This is a genomic window from Pseudomonas poae (assembly GCA_028869255.1).
Classification (GTDB): domain Bacteria; phylum Pseudomonadota; class Gammaproteobacteria; order Pseudomonadales; family Pseudomonadaceae; genus Aquipseudomonas; species Aquipseudomonas poae_C.
This window is the reverse complement of record CP110972.1, coordinates 2,684,769-2,702,373: the sequence shown is the minus strand read 5'-3', so window position 1 is coordinate 2,702,373 and position 17,605 is coordinate 2,684,769. Positions and strand designations below refer to the sequence as shown.

The 17,605-nt window shown below is 62.4% G+C and carries 15 protein-coding genes; 7 read left to right on the top strand and 8 right to left on the bottom strand.

Annotated elements, in window-relative coordinates:
* Positions 1–182 precede the first annotated feature (182 nt).
* A complete protein-coding gene (locus LRS56_12340; protein WDU65166.1) occupies positions 183–674 on the top strand; it encodes a (2Fe-2S)-binding protein in 492 nt (163 codons plus the stop codon).
* A complete protein-coding gene (locus LRS56_12335) occupies positions 671–4,192 on the top strand; it encodes a molybdopterin-dependent oxidoreductase (protein ID WDU65165.1) in 3,522 nt (1,173 codons plus the stop codon). Before LRS56_12340 ends, LRS56_12335 begins: the two co-directional genes overlap by 4 nt.
* Before the next feature lie 118 nt (positions 4,193–4,310).
* Here LRS56_12335 and LRS56_12330 read toward each other — a convergent pair whose 3' ends face one another.
* The gene (locus tag LRS56_12330) at positions 4,311–4,946 is read right to left on the bottom strand and encodes a TetR/AcrR family transcriptional regulator (GenBank protein WDU65164.1); all 636 of its coding nucleotides are present in this window, start codon (positions 4,944–4,946) and stop codon (positions 4,311–4,313) included.
* Between the two features lie 159 nt (positions 4,947–5,105).
* Between LRS56_12330 and ggt the strand changes: the two genes are divergently transcribed.
* On the top strand, positions 5,106–6,830 hold the full coding sequence (ggt, locus tag LRS56_12325; protein ID WDU65163.1) for a gamma-glutamyltransferase: 1,725 nt from the start codon (positions 5,106–5,108) through the stop codon (positions 6,828–6,830).
* Positions 6,831–6,952: 122 nt separating this feature from the next.
* On the opposite strand, the gene LRS56_12320 is transcribed toward ggt, so the two are convergent.
* The 3 genes from LRS56_12320 to LRS56_12310 form a co-directional block, all read right to left on the bottom strand.
* Positions 6,953–7,477 (bottom strand): AAA family ATPase, encoded by a 525-nt coding sequence (locus tag LRS56_12320; GenBank protein ID WDU65734.1) that lies wholly within the window; start codon positions 7,475–7,477, stop codon positions 6,953–6,955.
* Positions 7,474–8,037 carry a nicotinamide riboside transporter PnuC gene (pnuC, locus tag LRS56_12315; GenBank protein WDU65162.1) on the bottom strand — a complete coding sequence of 188 codons (564 nt, stop codon included), beginning with the start codon at positions 8,035–8,037 and terminating at the stop codon, positions 7,474–7,476. Before pnuC ends, LRS56_12320 begins: the two co-directional genes overlap by 4 nt.
* A gap of 127 nt (positions 8,038–8,164) precedes the next feature.
* Positions 8,165–9,799, bottom strand: coding sequence for a methyl-accepting chemotaxis protein (locus LRS56_12310; protein ID WDU65161.1), 1,635 nt, complete (start codon positions 9,797–9,799; stop codon positions 8,165–8,167).
* 224 nt (positions 9,800–10,023) lie between these two features.
* Between LRS56_12310 and LRS56_12305 the strand changes: the two genes are divergently transcribed.
* Together LRS56_12305 and LRS56_12300 are read left to right on the top strand one after the other, a co-directional pair.
* On the top strand, positions 10,024–10,854 hold the full coding sequence (locus LRS56_12305) for an undecaprenyl-diphosphate phosphatase (protein WDU65160.1): 831 nt from the start codon (positions 10,024–10,026) through the stop codon (positions 10,852–10,854).
* On the top strand, positions 10,851–11,234 hold the full coding sequence (locus tag LRS56_12300) for a DUF1294 domain-containing protein (GenBank protein ID WDU65159.1): 384 nt from the start codon (positions 10,851–10,853) through the stop codon (positions 11,232–11,234). The genes LRS56_12305 and LRS56_12300 overlap by 4 nt, the downstream gene beginning before the upstream one ends.
* Here the strand turns inward: LRS56_12300 and LRS56_12295 are convergent.
* Positions 11,223–11,579, bottom strand: coding sequence for an MmcQ/YjbR family DNA-binding protein (locus tag LRS56_12295; GenBank protein WDU65158.1), 357 nt, complete (start codon positions 11,577–11,579; stop codon positions 11,223–11,225). The genes LRS56_12300 and LRS56_12295 overlap by 12 nt on opposite strands.
* Positions 11,576–12,484 carry a LysR substrate-binding domain-containing protein gene (locus LRS56_12290; GenBank protein ID WDU65157.1) on the bottom strand — a complete coding sequence of 303 codons (909 nt, stop codon included), beginning with the start codon at positions 12,482–12,484 and terminating at the stop codon, positions 11,576–11,578. The genes LRS56_12295 and LRS56_12290 overlap by 4 nt, the downstream gene beginning before the upstream one ends.
* A 124-nt stretch (positions 12,485–12,608) precedes the next feature.
* Between LRS56_12290 and LRS56_12285 the strand changes: the two genes are divergently transcribed.
* Together LRS56_12285 and LRS56_12280 are read left to right on the top strand one after the other, a co-directional pair.
* Positions 12,609–13,220, top strand: coding sequence for an FMN-dependent NADH-azoreductase (locus LRS56_12285; protein ID WDU65156.1), 612 nt, complete (start codon positions 12,609–12,611; stop codon positions 13,218–13,220).
* A 241-nt stretch (positions 13,221–13,461) separates the two neighbouring features.
* On the top strand, positions 13,462–14,499 hold the full coding sequence (locus LRS56_12280; protein ID WDU65155.1) for a dienelactone hydrolase: 1,038 nt from the start codon (positions 13,462–13,464) through the stop codon (positions 14,497–14,499).
* Here the strand turns inward: LRS56_12280 and LRS56_12275 are convergent.
* Both LRS56_12275 and LRS56_12270 read right to left on the bottom strand, forming a co-directional pair.
* The gene (locus LRS56_12275) at positions 14,493–15,668 is read right to left on the bottom strand and encodes an MFS transporter (GenBank protein WDU65154.1); all 1,176 of its coding nucleotides are present in this window, start codon (positions 15,666–15,668) and stop codon (positions 14,493–14,495) included. The genes LRS56_12280 and LRS56_12275 overlap by 7 nt on opposite strands.
* 279 nt (positions 15,669–15,947) lie before the next feature.
* Positions 15,948–17,534 carry an ABC-F family ATPase gene (locus LRS56_12270; GenBank protein ID WDU65153.1) on the bottom strand — a complete coding sequence of 529 codons (1,587 nt, stop codon included), beginning with the start codon at positions 17,532–17,534 and terminating at the stop codon, positions 15,948–15,950.
* Positions 17,535–17,605 lie beyond the last annotated feature (71 nt).

Sequence of the window (17,605 nt, the reverse complement as noted above, 5' to 3'; positions counted from 1 at the left end):
TGTGGCGAGGGAGCAAGCTCCCTCGCCACGGAGTTTCTGTGCGGCTTCTGGCATCGTTTTTGCTCTGAGTTGATGTAGTAGTCACTTCATCAGTCAAGTGTGTCGCGAGACCCCAGGTCCGCGATGCTTTTTTTGGCTGTTTCATGTAGTGCCTGCTTCACCAACTGTTACAGGCGAAGCGAATGATCAGCCAGAACATCACGGTAACGCTTGAGGTCAATGGCAACACCTGCGAAGTCAGCGCCATGGCGGATACCCCGCTGTTGCTGGTGTTGCGCAATGACCTGGCGCTCAACGGCCCCAAATACGGCTGCGGCTTGGGGGAGTGTGGCGCCTGCACGGTCATCATCGATGGCGTCGCCGCACGCTCCTGCGTGTTCCCGTTGGCGGGCGCTGCGGGGCGCGCGATCGCCACCCTCGAAGGCTTGGGCACACGCCAGGCGCCGCACCCGGTACAGCAAGCCTTTATCGATGAGCAGGCCGCGCAATGCGGCTATTGCCTCAACGGCATGATCATGACCGCCAAGGCGTTGCTCGACCGCAACCCCAACCCCAGCGAAGCCGAGGTGCGCGCCGAACTGTCAGGCAACCTTTGCCGTTGCGGCACCCATATCGAAATCCTGCGTGCAGTGCTGCGCGCCGCTCAACTCCTGACCGTGGATGGCCGACCATGACCGATATTTCCCGTGACCAGTGGCTGGCCAAGGCCGGCGTGTTGTTGATCGTCGATGATGTGCTGCCGCCTTCCGGCCCGGTGGCCAAGGGCGGTACGCCGACGGTGAAGCCCAAGGAGCTGGGGCTGTTTATCGCGGTGAACGATGATGGGTTGGTCTACGCGTTCAACGGGCATGTGGACCTGGGCACCGGCATTCGCACCTCGCTGGCGCAGATTGTGGCCGAAGAGCTGGACCTGACGATGGACCAGATCAAGATGGTCCTGGGCGACACCGAGCGCGTGCCGAACCAGGGCGCGACCATTGCCAGCGCGACCTTGCAGATTTCGGCGATCCCCCTGCGCAATGCGGCCGCCGAAGCGCGGCGCTTTCTGCTGGCGCGGGCGGCGGGACGCTGGGGCGTGAGTACTGCCGGGCTTAAGGTTGAAGCCGGCGTTGTGCAGGCGCCGGACGGGCGCACCACAACCTACGGCGAGCTGGTCAGCGGGCAGCACGACCAGTTGCGCATCAGCGGCGATGCGCCGTTAAAAGCCATCGAGGATTACCGCCTGGTGGGCAAGGGCGCCGCACGCGTGGATATCCCCGGCAAGGCCACCGGCGAGTTGACCTACGTGCACGATATGCGCGTGCCCGACATGCTTCATGGCCGGGTGGTGCGCCCACCGTATGCGGGGCTGGATTGCGGGGATTTTGTCGGCAATAGCCTGCTGAGTGTGGATGAGGCGTCCATCGCGCATATCCCGGGGGTTGTCGCGGTGGTGGTGATTCGCGATTTTGTCGGCGTGGTGGCGCTGCGCGAAGAGCAGGCGATCAAGGCCGCCCACGCGTTGCAGGTGCACTGGAAACCCTGGAACAACGCCTTGCCGGACCTGAGCGATGTGGCGCAGGCGATCCGCGACAACCCACGGGTACGCCGCACCGTGCTCGACCAGGGCACGGTCGACGAAGCCCTGGCCGGTGCCAGCCAGCGCATGCCGCGCAGTTATTTGTGGCCGTATCAGATGCATGGTTCGATCGGCCCGTCCTGTGGCGTGGCGGATTACCAGGAAGCGGGTAGCCGCGTATGGTCCGGCAGCCAGAACCCGCATCTGCTGCGCGCCGACCTTGCCTGGTTGCTGGAATGTGATGAAGCGCTGATCGATGTGATCCGCATGGAAGCCTCCGGCTGTTACGGGCGCAATTGCGCCGACGATGTGTGTGCCGACGCGTTGCTGCTGTCGCGCGCCGTGGGCAAGCCGGTGCGGGTGCAACTGAGCCGCGAACAGGAGCACCTGTGGGAGCCCAAGGGCACCGCGCAATTGATGGAGGTCGACGGCGGCCTCAACGCCGACGGCAGTATTGCCGCCTACGATTTTGCAACCAGCTACCCGTCCAATGGCGCGCCGACCCTGGCGCTGTTGCTCACCGGCCGTGTCGAGCCGGTGGCGGCGATGTTCGAGATGGGCGACCGCACCTCGATCCCGCCTTATGCCATCGACAACCTGCGCGTGACCATCAACGACATGGCGCCCATCGTGCGCGCCTCATGGATGCGTGGCGTCTCGGCGTTGCCCAACACCTTTGCGCATGAGTCCTATATCGACGAGCTGGCGTTTGCCGCCGGGGTCGATCCGGTGGAATACCGCCTGCGTTATTTGAAGGATGAGCGCGCCATCGACCTGGTGAAATCCACTGCCGAACGTGCCAACTGGGTACCGCGCACCGCGCCGATGCAAACCGCCAACGAAGACCACCTGCTGCGCGGCCGCGGCTTTGCCTATGCGCGTTACATCCACAGCAAGTTCCCCGGTTTCGGCGCGGCGTGGGCGGCCTGGGTGGCGGACGTGGCCATCGACAAACAGACCGGCGATGTGTCGGTGACGCGGGTGGTGATCGGCCATGATTCGGGGATGATGATCAACCCGGCGGGGGTGCAGCATCAGATCCACGGCAACGTGATCCAGTCCACCAGCCGCGTGCTCAAGGAGCGCGTGACCTTTGAAGAGTCGACGGTGGCGAGCAAGGAGTGGGGCGGTTACCCGATCCTGACCTTTCCCGAAGTGCCCAAGATCGACGTAATGATGATGCCGCGCCAGGATCAGCCGCCCATGGGCGCCGGTGAGTCGGCGTCGGTGCCGAGCGCGGCGGCGATTGCCAATGCGATCTATGACGCCACCGGGATTCGCTTTCGCGAGTTGCCGATCACCCCGGAGCGCGTGCTGGCGGCGCTGAACGCCAGCACCTTGCGCGAGCCAGCCAAGTCGCCGCAAAAGCGCCGCACAGGGTGGTTCGGTGCGCTGTTTGCCACCTTGGGCGCGCTGTTGGCCACGGCCTGGCCATTTCACGCTGAAATCGCACCGATCGCGCCGCCCAGCGCGGGCACCTGGTCCAAGGCCACCCTGGAACGCGGGCGCTTGCTGGCGGCCGTGGGTGACTGCGCGGTGTGCCATACCGCGCCCGGTGGCGCAGCCAATGCCGGCGGGTTGGCGATGCAGACGCCGTTCGGCACGCTGTACAGCAGCAATATCACCCCGGATGTGCAGACCGGCATCGGCGCCTGGTCGTACCCCGCGTTTGAACGAGCAATGCGCGACGGGATTGGCCGCGATGGGCGCAACCTGTACCCGGCGTTTCCCTACACGGCGTTTCGCAATATCAACGATGCGGATATGCAGGCGCTGTATGCCTACCTGATGTCCCAGGCGCCGGTCAGCCAGGCGCCGACACCGAATGCCATGCGGTTCCCGTTCAATATCCGGCCATTGATGGCAGGGTGGAATGCCCTGAATTTAAGGCGCGGCGAAATCACGCTGCAGCCTGAGCGCAGTGCGCAGTGGAATCGCGGGAATTATCTGGTGAACGGTTTGGGCCACTGCGCCGCGTGCCATTCGCCACGTAACTGGATGGGCGCTGAGAAGGGCGGTAAATCCTTCCTGGCCGGTGGCAAGGTCGATGGCTGGGAGGCGCCGCCACTGACGGGCTTGTCCAAGGCGCCGACGCCATGGACCGAAGATCAGCTGTTCACCTATTTGAGCACCGGTTATTCGGATGCGCATGGCGTGGCGGCGGGCCCCATGGGGCCGGTGGTGAGTGAATTGTCGAAACTGCCCACGGCGGATATCCGTGCCATGGCGGTGTACCTGGCATCGCTCAATGGCGAGGCTGCGGCTGAGGCTCAGGTGGCAGCGGCGATCACGGTGCCGAACCCCAACGGCCGACGCGTATTCGAAGGCTCGTGCAGGGCCTGCCATGCCGATGGGCAGGGGCCGACACTGTTTGGCGTCAGCCCGTCACTGGCCACCAATACCAATGTGCACAGCGATCAGCCGGACAACTTGATCAAGGTGATTTTGCAGGGTATCAACACCCCGGCGACCAAGGACCTGGGCTATATGCCGGGGTTCAAGGACAGCCTCTCCAACACTCAAGTGGCGGATCTGGTGGCGTACCTGCGCGGGCAATTCGCGCCGAATGCGTCGGCTTGGAAGGGGTTGGAGCAGAAGGTCGCACACTTGCGCGCCAACCCCGGCACCCATTGATGCAACGCGGTCAAAGTGGGAGCGGGCTTGCTCGCGAATGCGGTGTGTCATTCACCCAATATGCCAACTGAACCCGCGCATTCGCGAGCAAGCCCGCTCCCACATTTGGATCGCATTTTTACCGGACGCCGCGCAACACCAGATCGCTGATAAACCCCAGCCAATCCTGCTGCAGCCCTTTATCCGCGAGGTTTTCCCCCAGGAACGAGCTGAGGGTATGGCGGTTGGAGTTATAGAAGTAGCACAGCGAGGCGATCATCAAGTACACGTGCTTGAGGTCCAGATCCTGGCGGAACACGCCCTGGGCTTGACCCGCTTCGATGATCGGCCGCAGCACGCCGACCGCTTCCCCCGACAGCCTGCGCAGTTCGCCGGACTGCTGGGCGTGTTTGCCCTGGTGCAGGTTCTCGATGCTCAGGATCGCCACGAATTCGGGGTGCTTGACGTAGTAGTTCCAGATAAACGCCACCAGCTCGTGCAGGGCCTGCACGGGTGAGTTCAGGTCCAGCTTGAGCTTGCTTTCGGCCTTGTTGAATTGCTCGTAAATGTGTTCCAGCACGCAGACGAACAGGTGTTCCTTGCTGCCGAAATAGTAATAAAGCATGCGGTCGTTGGAGTCGGCTTCCTTGGAGATGGTGTCGACCCGCCCACCGGAATACCCGTCGCGGGTAAACACCTTGACCGCCGCCTGCAAGATGCGCGCACGCGTCTGGTCGGCCTGTTGGGCCCGAATACCGGTCTTCTTGATCACCATCTCAACGCGCCTTGCAGCCAGTCTGGGCGCGAAATATAGCATGGGCTTTTTTGCGGCCGTTCTGTGACCGACAAGTTCTGTAATAAAAACGCCATTGCGCTGGGGATTAAATCCGAGTCGGGCTATTTTGGTGCGTCTCAATAACTAGAGTAGCCATGGATGAAATACCAACCCTTCAGCCGTACCTTGATTGCCACTGCCTTGGTGTTGACAGTCAGCGGTGTACACGCCGCGTCACAGGCCCCGGTGGCCGGTGAAAATGGCATGGTGGTGACGGCCCAGCATTTGGCAACTCATGTGGGCGTGGATGTACTCAAGGCCGGCGGCAACGCGGTGGATGCGGCCGTGGCCGTGGGCTACGCGCTGGCAGTGGTGTACCCGGCGGCGGGCAACCTCGGCGGCGGCGGGTTCATGACCGTGCAACTGGCCGATGGGCGCAAGACCTTCCTCGACTTCCGCGAAAAAGCCCCGTTGGCGGCCACCGCCGACATGTACCTGGACAAGGCCGGCAATGTGGTCGAGGGCCTGAGTGCCAAGGGCCACCTGGCCGTTGGTGTACCCGGCACCGTGTCCGGCATGGAGCTGGCCCTGAGCAAGTACGGCACCCTCAAGCGTGCCCAGGTGATTGCCCCGGCGATCAAGCTGGCGGAAAACGGCTTCGCCCTGGAGCAGGGTGATATCGACCTGCTGCACACCGCCACCGGCGAGTTCGAAAAAGACCAGGACATGCGCGGGATCTTCCTGCACAACGGCCAACCGCTGCAGGTCGGCCAGAAACTGGTACAGAAAGACCTGGCCAAGACCCTCAAGGAAATCTCCGCCAAGGGCCGCGACGGCTTCTATAAAGGGTGGGTGGCCAAGGCCCTGGTGGATTCCAGCCAGGCCGGCAAGGGCATCATCACCCAGGCCGACCTCGACACCTACAAGACCCGCGAACTGGCGCCCATCGAGTGCGACTACCGTGGCTACCACGTAGTCTCGGCACCGCCGCCAAGCTCGGGCGGTGTGGTGATCTGCCAGATCATGAACATCCTCGAAGGCTACCCGATGGCCGACCTGGGCTATCATTCGGCCCAGGGCCTGCACTATCAGATCGAAGCAATGCGCCACGCCTACGTGGACCGTAACAGCTACCTCGGCGACCCGGATTTCGTGAAGAACCCGATCGCCCATCTGCTGGACAAGGACTACGCGGCCAAGCTGCGCGCTGCCATCGACCCGCAAAAAGCCGGGGACTCCCAGGCGATCAAACCGGGTGTGTCGCCCCATGAAGGCAACAACACCACCCACTATTCCATCGTCGACAAGTGGGGTAACGCGGTGTCGGTCACCTACACCCTCAACGACTGGTTCGGTGCCGGCGTGATGGCGAGCAAGACCGGGGTGATCCTCAACGATGAAATGGACGACTTCACCGTCAAGGTCGGCGTGCCGAACATGTACGGGCTGGTCCAGGGCGAAGCCAACGCCATCGCACCGGGCAAGGCGCCGCTGTCGTCGATGAGCCCGACCATCGTGACCAAGGATGGCAAGGCGGTGATGGTGGTCGGTACGCCGGGCGGTAGCCGTATCATTACTGCCACCTTGCTGACGATCCTGAATGTGATCGACTACAAGATGAACATCCAGGAAGCCGTGGACGCGCCGCGCTTCCATCAGCAGTGGATGCCTGAGACCACTAACCTGGAGACCTTCGCGGTCAGCCCGGATACGCAGAAGATCCTCGAAAGCTGGGGCCATAAGTTTGCCGGGCCACAGGACGCCAACCACTTGGCGGCCATCCTGGTCGGGGCGCCGTCTCTGGGTGGGAAGCCGGTGGGTAACAACCGGTTTTATGGCGCGAACGACCCACGCCGCAATACCGGGCTGTCGCTGGGCTACTAACGCCTGACGCGGTGTAAAACGGTGGGAGCGGGCTTGCTCGCGAATACGGTGTGTCAGTCAATCAATGTGTTGCTGACACACCGTATTCGCGAGCAAGCCCGCTCCCACATTTAAGGGCAGTGTTAGGGCTTAAGCAGTTGTTCCACCGCTGAAAACGCCGCCTTGCGGCGCGTCTCCCAATCCCCGCGAATCACCACCATCGGCTGTCGATGCTGGTGCAGCCACGCCAGGCTGTCCTGGAAAAACGCTTGGCGGTCCGCCAGTTGCGGCTGGCAACGCTGACCGTCGGCAGTCCATTCCACGTCATCCGGGGACAGCAGCAGGTGCAGGTCGTAATGCCGTGCCTGCAGTTCCTCGTCGAGCCACGCCGGGCAGTCGCCGAACAGGGTCTGGCTCCACAGCTGGTTGGCCAGCAGGTGGGTGTCGAGGATCAGCAACGCTGGCTGTTCGGCGCGGGCGGCGTCTTCCCAGGCCAGTTGGCCACGGGCAATCGCCGGGATATCCGCCAGGCTGGTTTCAGGCTGGTGATGGTCGATGAAGTAGCGCACGTACTCACCCACCATCAGGCCACCGAAGTGCGCGTGCAGCTCAGACGCCAGCCAGCTTTTGCCGCTGGACTCGGGCCCGGCCAGAACCACCACCTTCATGCGTGCAACGCCGGGTCGGTGCGCCATTCGCGCCAGCCTTGTACGGCGATCACGGTGAACAGCGCGTAAAGCGCAGCGGTCAGGTACAGCCCTTTGTAGAGGAACAGACCGACGAAAATCACATCCACGGCAATCCACAACGGCCAGCACTGCACGCGTTTCTGCGCCATCCACATTTGCGCCACCAGGCTGAAGCCGGTGAGGGCGGCGTCAAGCCAGGGCTGGGCCGCGTCGGTCCAGTGGGCCATGGCGGCGCCGAGCAACAGGCTGCCGGCGGCACCTACGGCCAGGCTGGCCATGATCGCCGGAACGCCCAGGCTGGTGACCTGGCGCCCCTGCTTGACCGCGCCGGCGCGGGTCCACTGCCACCAGCCATAGAGTTGCAGCGCGGCGTAGACCACTTGCAGCAGCATGTCGGAATAGAGCTTCACGTCGAAGAACACCCAGGTGTAGAGCAGCACCATCACCAGGCCGATGGGCCAGCACCAGGGGTTCTGCTTGACCGTCAGCCACACGGCGATCACCCCCAGGGCAGCGGCGAACAGTTCAAGCCCGGACATGGCAGTTCCTTGGGAAAGTGGGAGAGGGCGGGGATTGTAACCAAAGATCATCCTTTGTAGGAGCCGGCTTGCCGGCGATGGCGGCCTCAAGGGCTTCATCGCCGGCAAGCCGGCTCCTGCGGGGGCGTCAGACTTTGAACTGGCGCAACAGCCCATCGAGTTGCTCGCTGAGCCCGCGTAAATGCACGCTGGCCAGGCTGGACTGTTCCGCCGCCAATGCAGTGCTGTGGGACAACCCGGCGGCTTGGGTGACGTTCTGGTTGATGTCTTCCACCACGTGGGCCTGTTGCAGGGTGGCGCTGGCAATCGAGGCATTCAGGCCATTGAGGTTGCGCAGAGCCTGGCCGATGGCGGTCAGGCTGGCGCCGGCCTGACCGGCTTGCTCGATGGTCAGTTGCGAGGCGCTGTGGCTGTCGCTGATCACCTTCACCGCTGCTTCGGAATGGCCTTGCAGGCGTTCGATCATCACTTGGATTTCAGCGGTGGATTTTTGCGTGCGCTGGGCCAGCAGGCGCACCTCGTCGGCCACCACGGCAAAGCCGCGACCCTGTTCGCCGGCGCGTGCGGCTTCAATCGCCGCGTTCAGTGCCAGCAGGTTGGTCTGGTCGGCAATCGAGCGGATCACCTCCAGCACGCCACCGATCTGCGTGCTTTCGCTGGACAGGGTGCGGATCACTTCCACCGCCTGGCTGATGGTGCTGGAAAGCTGATCGATCTGTTGCAGGCTGCCGTCGATATTGACCTGCCCCTGCTGCGCCTGGGCCTGGGCGTCGCGCATTTCACTGGCGGCGTGTTCGGCGTTCTTGGCCACGTCCTGCACGCCGTAGGTGACCTCATTGATCGCGGTGGCCACCAGCTCCATTTGCTGGGACTGCTGCTGGCTGCGGTCATGGGCCTGGGTGGCGTTGCTGCCCAGCTCCGTGGAGGACTGGCCCAGCGCATCGGCGCACACCTGCAATTGGCCGACAACCTGGCGCAGCTTGGCGGTGAAGGTGTTGAAGTGCTGCGACAGCTGGGTGATTTCGTCGCGGCCATGGGTGTCGAGTGTTCGGGTCAGGTCGCTTTCGCCGCTGGCGATATTGCCCATGGCGTTCACGGCCGCCTGCAGCGGGTGCACGATGCTGCGGGCGATCAACGTGACCAGCAGGGCCATCGCCAGTGCAATCCCCAGGCCGATCAGCGAGGCTTTCCACACCTGGCCTTTGAATTCGGCCTGCACGTCATCCACGTACACCCCGGAACCGAGGATCCAGCCCCAGGGCTCGAACAGCTGGATATACGAGGTTTTCGCCACCGGCGCGTCGGCACCCGGCTTCGGCCAGCGGTAGTTGACGATGCCGGCGCCCTTGGCCTTGGCCAGGGCCACGAACTCATTGAAGACGGCAAACCCGTCAGGGTCGCGGATGGCCGAGAGGTTCTGGCCGTCCAGCTTGGGGTTGGCCGGATGCATGATCATCACGGGCGTGAGGTCGTTGATCCAGAAATAGTCGTCATGGTCGTAGCGCAAACCACGCACTGCGCTGAGGGCCTGTTTCTGGGCCGCTTCACGGGTCATCACGCCGGTGGTTTCGAGGCTGTGATAAAACGTCAGAATCCCGCTGGCGGTCTGTACTACGTGTTGGGTCTGCTGGCGCTTGGCCTGGTAAAGGTCGTCGTTAATCTGCTTGAGCATCAGTAAACCCAAGGCCAGCAGCATTAACACGGCGACTATCAGGATCAGCCAGAGACGTCGGCTGATCGACATATTGCGCAAACTGTTCATCGTCCTGTCACTCCTGGCTTTTTATAATTGTGGGCGTCGCATCGACTTTTACGCCTTGTCTGATAGGCTTTCGGCCTGTAATCGCAAAACCTGAGTACTGTCTGATTTTTCACGGAATTTTTGCAGGCCGGCGTTGAAAATCAACATCGGGCCTTGAGTGTGCTCGTCAGTGAACATCAAAAGATAAACAAGGCATGCCGTTGAGCATGACCTTTGGGGGAAGTATGGATTTGTGGACCGCCATTCAGGCAGTGATTCTGGGCGTCGTGGAAGGGCTGACGGAGTTTTTGCCGATCTCCAGCACCGGCCACCAGATCATTGTCGCCGACTTGCTGGACTTCAGCGGCGACCGCTTCAACGCGTTCAATATCATCATCCAGCTGGGCGCCATCCTGGCGGTGGTCTGGGAGTTTCGCGGCAAGATCCTCGAGGTGGTCACCGGCCTGCCGACGCAGCGCAAGGCCCAGCGCTTTACCGTCAACCTGTTGATTGCCTTCCTGCCGGCCGTGGTGCTGGGCGTGATTTTCGCCGACCTGATTCACCATTACCTGTTCAACCCGATCACCGTGGCCACGGCCTTGGTGGTGGGCGGCGTCATTATGTTGTGGGCCGAGCGCCGCGAACACGAAGTGCATGCCGAAACCGTGGATGACATCACCTGGAAGGACGCGCTCAAGGTCGGCTTCGCCCAGTGCCTGGCGATGATTCCGGGCACTTCGCGCTCGGGTTCGACCATCATCGGTGGCCTGCTGTTCGGCCTGTCGCGCAAGACCGCTACCGAGTTCTCGTTCTTCCTGGCGATGCCGACCATGGTCGGTGCCGCGGTGTACTCGGGCTACAAGTACCGCGACCTGTTCCAGCCGGCGGACCTGCCGGTGTTTGCCATCGGGTTTGTCACCTCGTTCATCTTTGCGATGATTGCGGTCAAGGGCCTGTTGAAGTTTATTGCCAGCCACAGTTATGCGGCGTTTGCCTGGTACCGCATTGCGTTCGGCTTGCTGATCCTGGCGACCTGGCAGTTCGGCTGGATCGACTGGGCAGCGGCCAAGGCATGATGATCCAGCACCCGCGCCTCAAGGCGGCGCTCTTTGTACTGCTGTGCGCGGCGCCGCTGTTGGGCGCGGGGTTGCTGTGGTATCGCGGCGAAACGGTGATCCCGCTGGTGGCGTATGGCGTGGTCAGCGTGATCGCGTTTTTCCTGTACTGGAGCGACAAGCGCAAGGCCCGCACCGACAGCTGGCGCACCCCGGAAAATATCCTGCACGCCGTGGAACTGGCGGGCGGCTGGCCGGGGGCGCTGATCGCCCAGCAGGTGTTTCGCCACAAGACGCGCAAGGTGTCTTATCAGGTGTTGTTCTGGGTGATTGTGCTGCTGCACCAGGTGTTCTGGCTGGACCAGCTGTTCCTCGGCGGCACGCTGCTTTCAATCCTCTAGCAACAGCCCGATCTGCGTGCGCTTGGGCAGTTTGCTCACCACCAACTGGTGGGAGCGCCGCAACAAGCCACGCAGTTCCTCGGCGCCCAGCGGGTAGGGCGTATTCATGATCACCCACTGGGCCCGCGCCAGGTACGGCGCCGGGTGGATGCCCGGGCGGTCGACGTGGCCGAGGAACAGTTCCTTGTCGACCTTGAACGCCAGCGAATCACCGCGCAGGTTTTGCAGGGCGAACATCTTGTTGCCGGCAATCGAAAATACCCGCACGCCACCCCACTTGTAGTCCTCCCGTGCGCCGGGCAGGCTCAGGCAGAAGCTCGCGACTTGTGCTTCGGTCATGTTCATAGCAAGCGATCTCCGCAGCTTTTGAAGCCTTCTTCCAGGTAATCGATCCAGGCGCGAATCGCCGGCAGCACGCCACGCCGATGCGGGTACACGGCCTGCAGCCAGCCGCCCGGCAAGGACCACTGCGGCAACAGCTGCACCAAGTGGCCGCTGGCCAGCTCCTCTTCGCAGTACATCATCGGCAGCACCGTAAAGCCCAGCCCCATGATCGCGCTGGCCTTGCGCACGATGAAATCATCGATGCCCAGCCGGGCTTCCATCACCAAGTCATGGGGGTTGCCCTGTGGGTCGAGAATCCGCTGATGCACCATGCGATCGGCCTCGAGCGCGCCCAATATGGGTAATTGTTTAAGGTCGTCGAGGGAATTGACCTGATGCTCGCGCATCAATGCCGGGCTGGCGACCAGCACGGTCTGCGCCTGGCGCAGGCGCTTGGTCACCAGCAACGGGTCTTCATCACCCGATTCGCGTACGCGCAGGGCCACGTCGATGCCTTCGGCCACCAGGTCGACACGGCGGTTGACCAGGGTCATTTCCAGCTGCACCTGGGGATGGGCGGCGAGAAAGCCTGCGACTACCTCGGGCAGAATGTGCTGGGCCATGCCGATCGGGCAGCTGACGCGCAGCCGCCCACGCGGCTCGCTGGACATACTGGCCACGGCCTCGTCGGCCATTTCCGCTTCCAGCAGCATGGCCTGGCAATGGCGCAGGTAGCGTTCGCCGACGGCGGTGAGGGTCAATTGGCGTGTGGTGCGTTGCAGCAGGCGTGCGCCCAGGCGTTCTTCCAATTCGGCAATGCGCCGCGACAGCCGCGATTTGGGAATCCCCAGCAGCCGTCCGGCCGCCGCAAAGCCGCCGGCTTCGACGACTTTGGCGAAGTAGTAGAGGTCGTTGAGGTCTTGCATGGTCGGCCCATTGTCCCGTTGATGGGACAAACTATCGCATTTCAGGTGTCTTATCGCCTATTGGTTTCATGCGTAGCCTTACCAGCATCTTATCGACACCGCTGATTCTAATTGGAGCTTCCCCATGAAACTGTTGCATATCGATTCCAGCATCCTCGGCGACAACTCGGCTTCGCGTCAGCTCAGCGCTGGTGTGGTCAAGGCTTGGCAAGCGGCTGAGCCAGGTGTGGAAGTGACCTACCGTGATCTCGCCAGCGAAGGCATCAACCACTTCTCCGGTGCCACCCTGGGGGCCTTGGGCACCGCCGCTGAACTGCGCGATGCTGCGCAAAAGCATGAGGCCGACCTCAGCGCATCCTCGCTGGCTGAATTCCTCGCCGCCGATGCCGTAGTGATCGGCGCGCCAATGTACAACTTCACCATCCCAACCCAGCTCAAAGCCTGGATCGACCGCATCGCTGTTGCTGGCCAGACTTTCCGTTACACCGAAGCCGGCCCTGAGGGCCTGTGCGGTAACAAGAAAGTTATCATCGTGTCGACGGCCGGTGGCCTGCACGCTGGGCAAGCATCCGGCGCCGCGCATGAAGGCTACCTGAAACTGCTGTTCGGCTTCCTTGGTATCACCGACATTGAAATCGTGCGTGCCGAAGGCCTGGCCTACGGTGATGAAGTGCGCAGCAAGTCCCTGAGCGACGCCAACGTGCTGATCAGCGAACAATTGTTCGCCGCCGCGTAAGGCTTGTGTAAAGTTCGCCTTCTCTCGGTTTCAATCTGAAACCGAGCGCCTAAACTCTGTATTCTGGCCGCCTGAAAACGACTGGAGTACGGAGTTTTTTCGTTTTCCCGCTGTCACTACTTTGGCCCAGGTTATGCACACATGGGTTTACCACCCGGTGCGAGTACCTTGAACCATGGACTTTTCAAATAGACATGCCGCGGATGTTGTACGTGGTCACGCAGCAAAGGTGGACATCCTCATGATGCGTCTTTGTGCTGTTATGGTTCTTTCCCTGCTCGGCGGCCTGATTTCAGTGCACGCCGCGCCTGCGCCGCACCCGCATTGGAGTGTGGGCTTCCACCGCATGACCTTTCTTGACCCGCTGGACCTGCAGCCGATGAAAGCCGTGGCCTTTTACCCCTCCACCGGCGACGAGCACACCACGCAATTGGGCGCCTATCACGTCGCCGCCACCGAAGATTCCAGGATTGCCATCGGCCGCTTCCCGATGCTGATGCTGTCCCATGGCAACACCGGCACGCCGCTGGGCCTGCATGACCTGGCCACGTCCCTGGCGCGCAAAGGGTTTGTGGTGGTCGCGGTGCTGCACCCCGGCGACAACTATAAGGACCACAGCCGCCTGGGCACGGTCAGTAACCTGTATGGCCGGCCGATCCAGATCTCCGAAGCGATCACCGCCACGTTGGGCGATCCGATGCTGTCGCCGTTCGTCAACGTGGATCAGGTAGGGGTTATCGGCTATTCGGCCGGTGGCGAAACCGCGTTGATCCTGGCGGGCGCCAAGCCGGATTTCGACCGCCTGCGCCGCTATTGCCAGGAACGCCCGGAAGACCGCGACGCCTGCACCACCAAAGGCGAGCTGGTGGTGGACCGTGACGACCTGCAGCCGCAAGCCGATCCGCGCATTCATGCCTTGATGCTGATGGCGCCGCTGAGCCTGATGTTCGGCCGCCACACCTTGGCCGATGTGCATGTGCCGGTGCTGCTTTACAGCGGTGACGGCGACAAACTGGTGGCCGTGGACAAAAACGCCGCGGCCCTGGCGCGCAAACTGCCGGAGCCGCCGGACTTCAAGCTGCTGGCCGGGGCAGGGCACTTCGTGTTCATGGCGCCATGCGACAGCGACCAGCTGGCGGCGATGCCGGCGATGTGCACCGATGCCGACGGTGTCGACCGCGAAGGCATTCACCGTGACCTGATCTCGGAGGCCGGGCGCTTTTTCAGCCACACCCTCGGTCAACCCACCCGTGCCGGCTTGCAGACCGCCGATCAGTAAGCGCGCCGCTTGAGCAACAACGTCAGGCCCAGCGCTGTGACCGACAACAGCGCGGCGCAGAAGAAAATCCAGCCGTAGCCGAGGTTCAGCGCGACGGCCCCCATCAATGGCCCGGCAATCGCCAGGGCCAAATCAAAAAACACCGCATATGCACTCAGCCCCGCACCCCGGCTGCTATTGGGCACCTGCTTGATGGCCTCTACGCCCAGCGCCGGGTACACCAGCGACAAGCCGAAGCCGGTCAACCCGGCACCGATCAAGGCGATGCCGGTGGATGGCGCCAGCCACAGCAGGGTCAGGCCCAGGGTCTCGATGGTCATGCAGGCAATCGCCGCCCGAAAGCCGCCAAAGCGACTGATGGCCGAGATAAACACCAGCCGCGACAGGATAAAGCACACGCCAAACACCGTGAGGCAGTACGCCGCGCCGGCCCAGCCGCGATTCAGGTAGTACAGCGTGATAAACGTGGTGAGCGTGCCGTAGCCGATTGAGGCCAGGCACAAGCTGGCGCCAAACGGCGCGATGCGCCCGAACACCGCCCAGAACGGTAGCCGCTCGCCGCGCACCACCGGTACCGAAGGTTTATTGCGGATCAGCACCAGGCCCAGCGCCGACAATACCGTCAGGGCGATGCCGAGGCTGGTGTAGCCATATTGCGCGACCATCACCACGCCCAGCGGCGCACCGATGGCGATGGCGCCGTAGGAGGCAATGCCGTTCCAGGAAATCGAGCGCGCCGTGTGTTCGGCGCCGACTGCGCCCATGCACCAACTGATGGTGCCTACGCCGATCAGGCCCTGAGCCACGCCGAGCAGCAGTCGGCCGACGATCAGGATGCCCAGGCTCAAGGCCGGCAGGCTCTCAACCAATGTCGCGAAAAACGTCAGCACGCCGCTCACCAGAATACCCGCCAGGCCCAGCACAATCGCACGCTTGGTGCCGACGTTGTCGGACATGCGCCCAGCCATAGGCCGACTGAGCAGGGTGGCCAGGTATTGCGAACCGATGGTGATCCCCGCCACCACCGCGCTGAAACCCAGTTGCTCATGCACATAGCCTGGGATGACCGCAATCGGCAGGCCGATGCAGATAAACGCGATGAAGGTGTAGAAGACGATAGAGACGATCTGCAAAGTGATCGACATTGAGCTGGGGGCGGCGGCAGGCATGGTCACTCGTTCGCGGGCGGGCGGTAACGGCATGATGGCAAGGGCGTGGGGGAAAGGAAAGCAGGCTAAGTACTTTGTCTGATGACAGGTTTGCCTGGGGTGGACTGGCTTGGTGGGGTAAGCGGGCTTGGTGTGGCGAGCGGGCTTGCCCGCGTTGGACTGCGAAGCAGGCCCAATAAAAAAACACCGCGCTCTGTCAGACAGAAACGCGGTGTTTGATTCTAGGGCTGCTTCGCACCCCAACGCGGGCAAGCCCGCTCGCCACAACTCAATGGGTGCTTAGAACACCACGCCCTGGCTGCGCAGGTAGTCGTCGTAGGTGCCGCTGAAGTCGATCACGCCGCTTGGGCTCAATTCGATGATGCGGGTGGCCAGGGACGATACGAACTCACGGTCGTGGCTGACGAAGATCAGCGTGCCCGGGTAGTTTTCCAGCGCCAGGTTGAGTGCCTCGATGGATTCCATGTCCAAGTGGTTGGTCGGTTCGTCCATGATCAGCACGTTCGGCTTTTGCAGGATCAACTTGCCGAACAGCATGCGACCTTGCTCACCACCGGAGATGACTTTGACCGACTTGAGGATCTCGTCGTTGGAGAACAGCATCCGGCCCAAGGTGCCACGGATCACTTGTTCGCCCTGGGTCCACTGGCCCATCCAGTCGAACAGGCTCATGTCGTCTTCGAAGTCGTGGGCATGGTCCTGGGCGTAGTAGCCCAGTTCTGCGGCGTCGGTCCACTTGATGCTACCGGCGTCCGGGGTCAGCTCGTTGACCAGGGTGCGCAGCAGGGTGGTCTTGCCGATACCGTTCGGGCCGATGATCGCCACGCGCTCGCCAGCTTCAACCTGGAAGCTGAAATCCTTGAACAACGGCTTGCCGTCGAAGCCTTTGGCCATCTTTTCGACCATGACCGCCTGGCGGTGCAGCTTCTTGGTTTGTTCGAAGCGGATGAACGGGCTCACGCGGCTCGAAGGCTTGACCTCGGCCAGCTGGATCTTGTCGATCGCCTTGGCACGGGACGTCGCCTGCTTGGCTTTCGAGGCGTTGGCCGAGAAGCGGCTGACGAACGATTGCAGCTCGGAGATCTGCGCCTTCTTCTTGGCGTTGTCCGACAGCAATTGCTCGCGGGACTGGGTCGCCACGGTCATGTACTCGTCGTAGTTGCCTGGGAATAGGCGCAGCTCGCCGTAGTCCAGGTCAGCCATGTGGGTGCACACGCTGTTCAGGAAGTGACGGTCGTGAGAGATGATGATCATCAGGCTGGAGCGCTGGGTCAGGATGTTTTCCAGCCAGCGGATGGTGTTGATGTCCAAGTGGTTGGTCGGTTCGTCGAGCAACAGCACTTCAGGGTCAGAGAACAACGCCTGGGCCAGCAATACACGCAGTTTCCAGCCTGGGGAGACTTCGCTCATCGGGCCAAAATGCTGTTCCAGGGGGATGCCCAGGCCCAGCAGCAGCTCACCGGCGCGGGATTCGGCGGTGTAGCCGTCCATCTCGGCGAATTCGGTTTCCAGCTCGGCCACGGCCATACCGTCGTCTTCGCTCATTTCCGGCAGCGAGTAGATACGGTCGCGCTCGGCCTTGACCTTCCACAGCTCCTCGTGGCCCATGATCACGGTGTCGAGCACGGTGAATTCTTCGTAGGCGAACTGGTCCTGGCGCAGTTTACCCAGGCGCACGTTAGGCTCCAGCATGACCTGGCCGCCGGACGGATCGAGGTCGCCGCCGAGGATTTTCATGAAGGTCGACTTGCCGCAACCGTTGGCACCGATCAAACCATAACGGTTGCCGGCGCCGAACTTGACCGAGACGTTCTCGAAGAGCGGCTTGGCGCCGAACTGCATGGTGATGTTAGCTGTGGAGATCAATTACTTTACCTATCAATGGGTTGCGAGCGTGGCGGCAGGAGCCTTCAGGCATGCATCAACAGCGACATCAA

What these genes read in the sequence shown, in the direction of transcription:
- LRS56_12340 (WDU65166.1), top strand. Translation starts at nt 183, where the DNA reads ATGATCAGCCAGAACATCACGGTAACGCTTGAGGTCAATGGCAACACC.
- LRS56_12335 (WDU65165.1), top strand. Translation starts at nt 671, where the DNA reads ATGACCGATATTTCCCGTGACCAGTGGCTGGCCAAGGCCGGCGTGTTG.
- LRS56_12330 (WDU65164.1), bottom strand. Translation starts at nt 4,946, where the DNA reads ATGGTGATCAAGAAGACCGGTATTCGGGCCCAACAGGCCGACCAGACG.
- ggt (WDU65163.1), top strand. Translation starts at nt 5,106, where the DNA reads ATGAAATACCAACCCTTCAGCCGTACCTTGATTGCCACTGCCTTGGTG.
- LRS56_12320 (WDU65734.1), bottom strand. Translation starts at nt 7,477, where the DNA reads ATGAAGGTGGTGGTTCTGGCCGGGCCCGAGTCCAGCGGCAAAAGCTGG.
- pnuC (WDU65162.1), bottom strand. Translation starts at nt 8,037, where the DNA reads ATGTCCGGGCTTGAACTGTTCGCCGCTGCCCTGGGGGTGATCGCCGTG.
- LRS56_12310 (WDU65161.1), bottom strand. Translation starts at nt 9,799, where the DNA reads ATGAACAGTTTGCGCAATATGTCGATCAGCCGACGTCTCTGGCTGATC.
- LRS56_12305 (WDU65160.1), top strand. Translation starts at nt 10,024, where the DNA reads ATGGATTTGTGGACCGCCATTCAGGCAGTGATTCTGGGCGTCGTGGAA.
- LRS56_12300 (WDU65159.1), top strand. Translation starts at nt 10,851, where the DNA reads ATGATGATCCAGCACCCGCGCCTCAAGGCGGCGCTCTTTGTACTGCTG.
- LRS56_12295 (WDU65158.1), bottom strand. Translation starts at nt 11,579, where the DNA reads ATGAACATGACCGAAGCACAAGTCGCGAGCTTCTGCCTGAGCCTGCCC.
- LRS56_12290 (WDU65157.1), bottom strand. Translation starts at nt 12,484, where the DNA reads ATGCAAGACCTCAACGACCTCTACTACTTCGCCAAAGTCGTCGAAGCC.
- LRS56_12285 (WDU65156.1), top strand. Translation starts at nt 12,609, where the DNA reads ATGAAACTGTTGCATATCGATTCCAGCATCCTCGGCGACAACTCGGCT.
- LRS56_12280 (WDU65155.1), top strand. Translation starts at nt 13,462, where the DNA reads ATGATGCGTCTTTGTGCTGTTATGGTTCTTTCCCTGCTCGGCGGCCTG.
- LRS56_12275 (WDU65154.1), bottom strand. Translation starts at nt 15,668, where the DNA reads ATGCCTGCCGCCGCCCCCAGCTCAATGTCGATCACTTTGCAGATCGTC.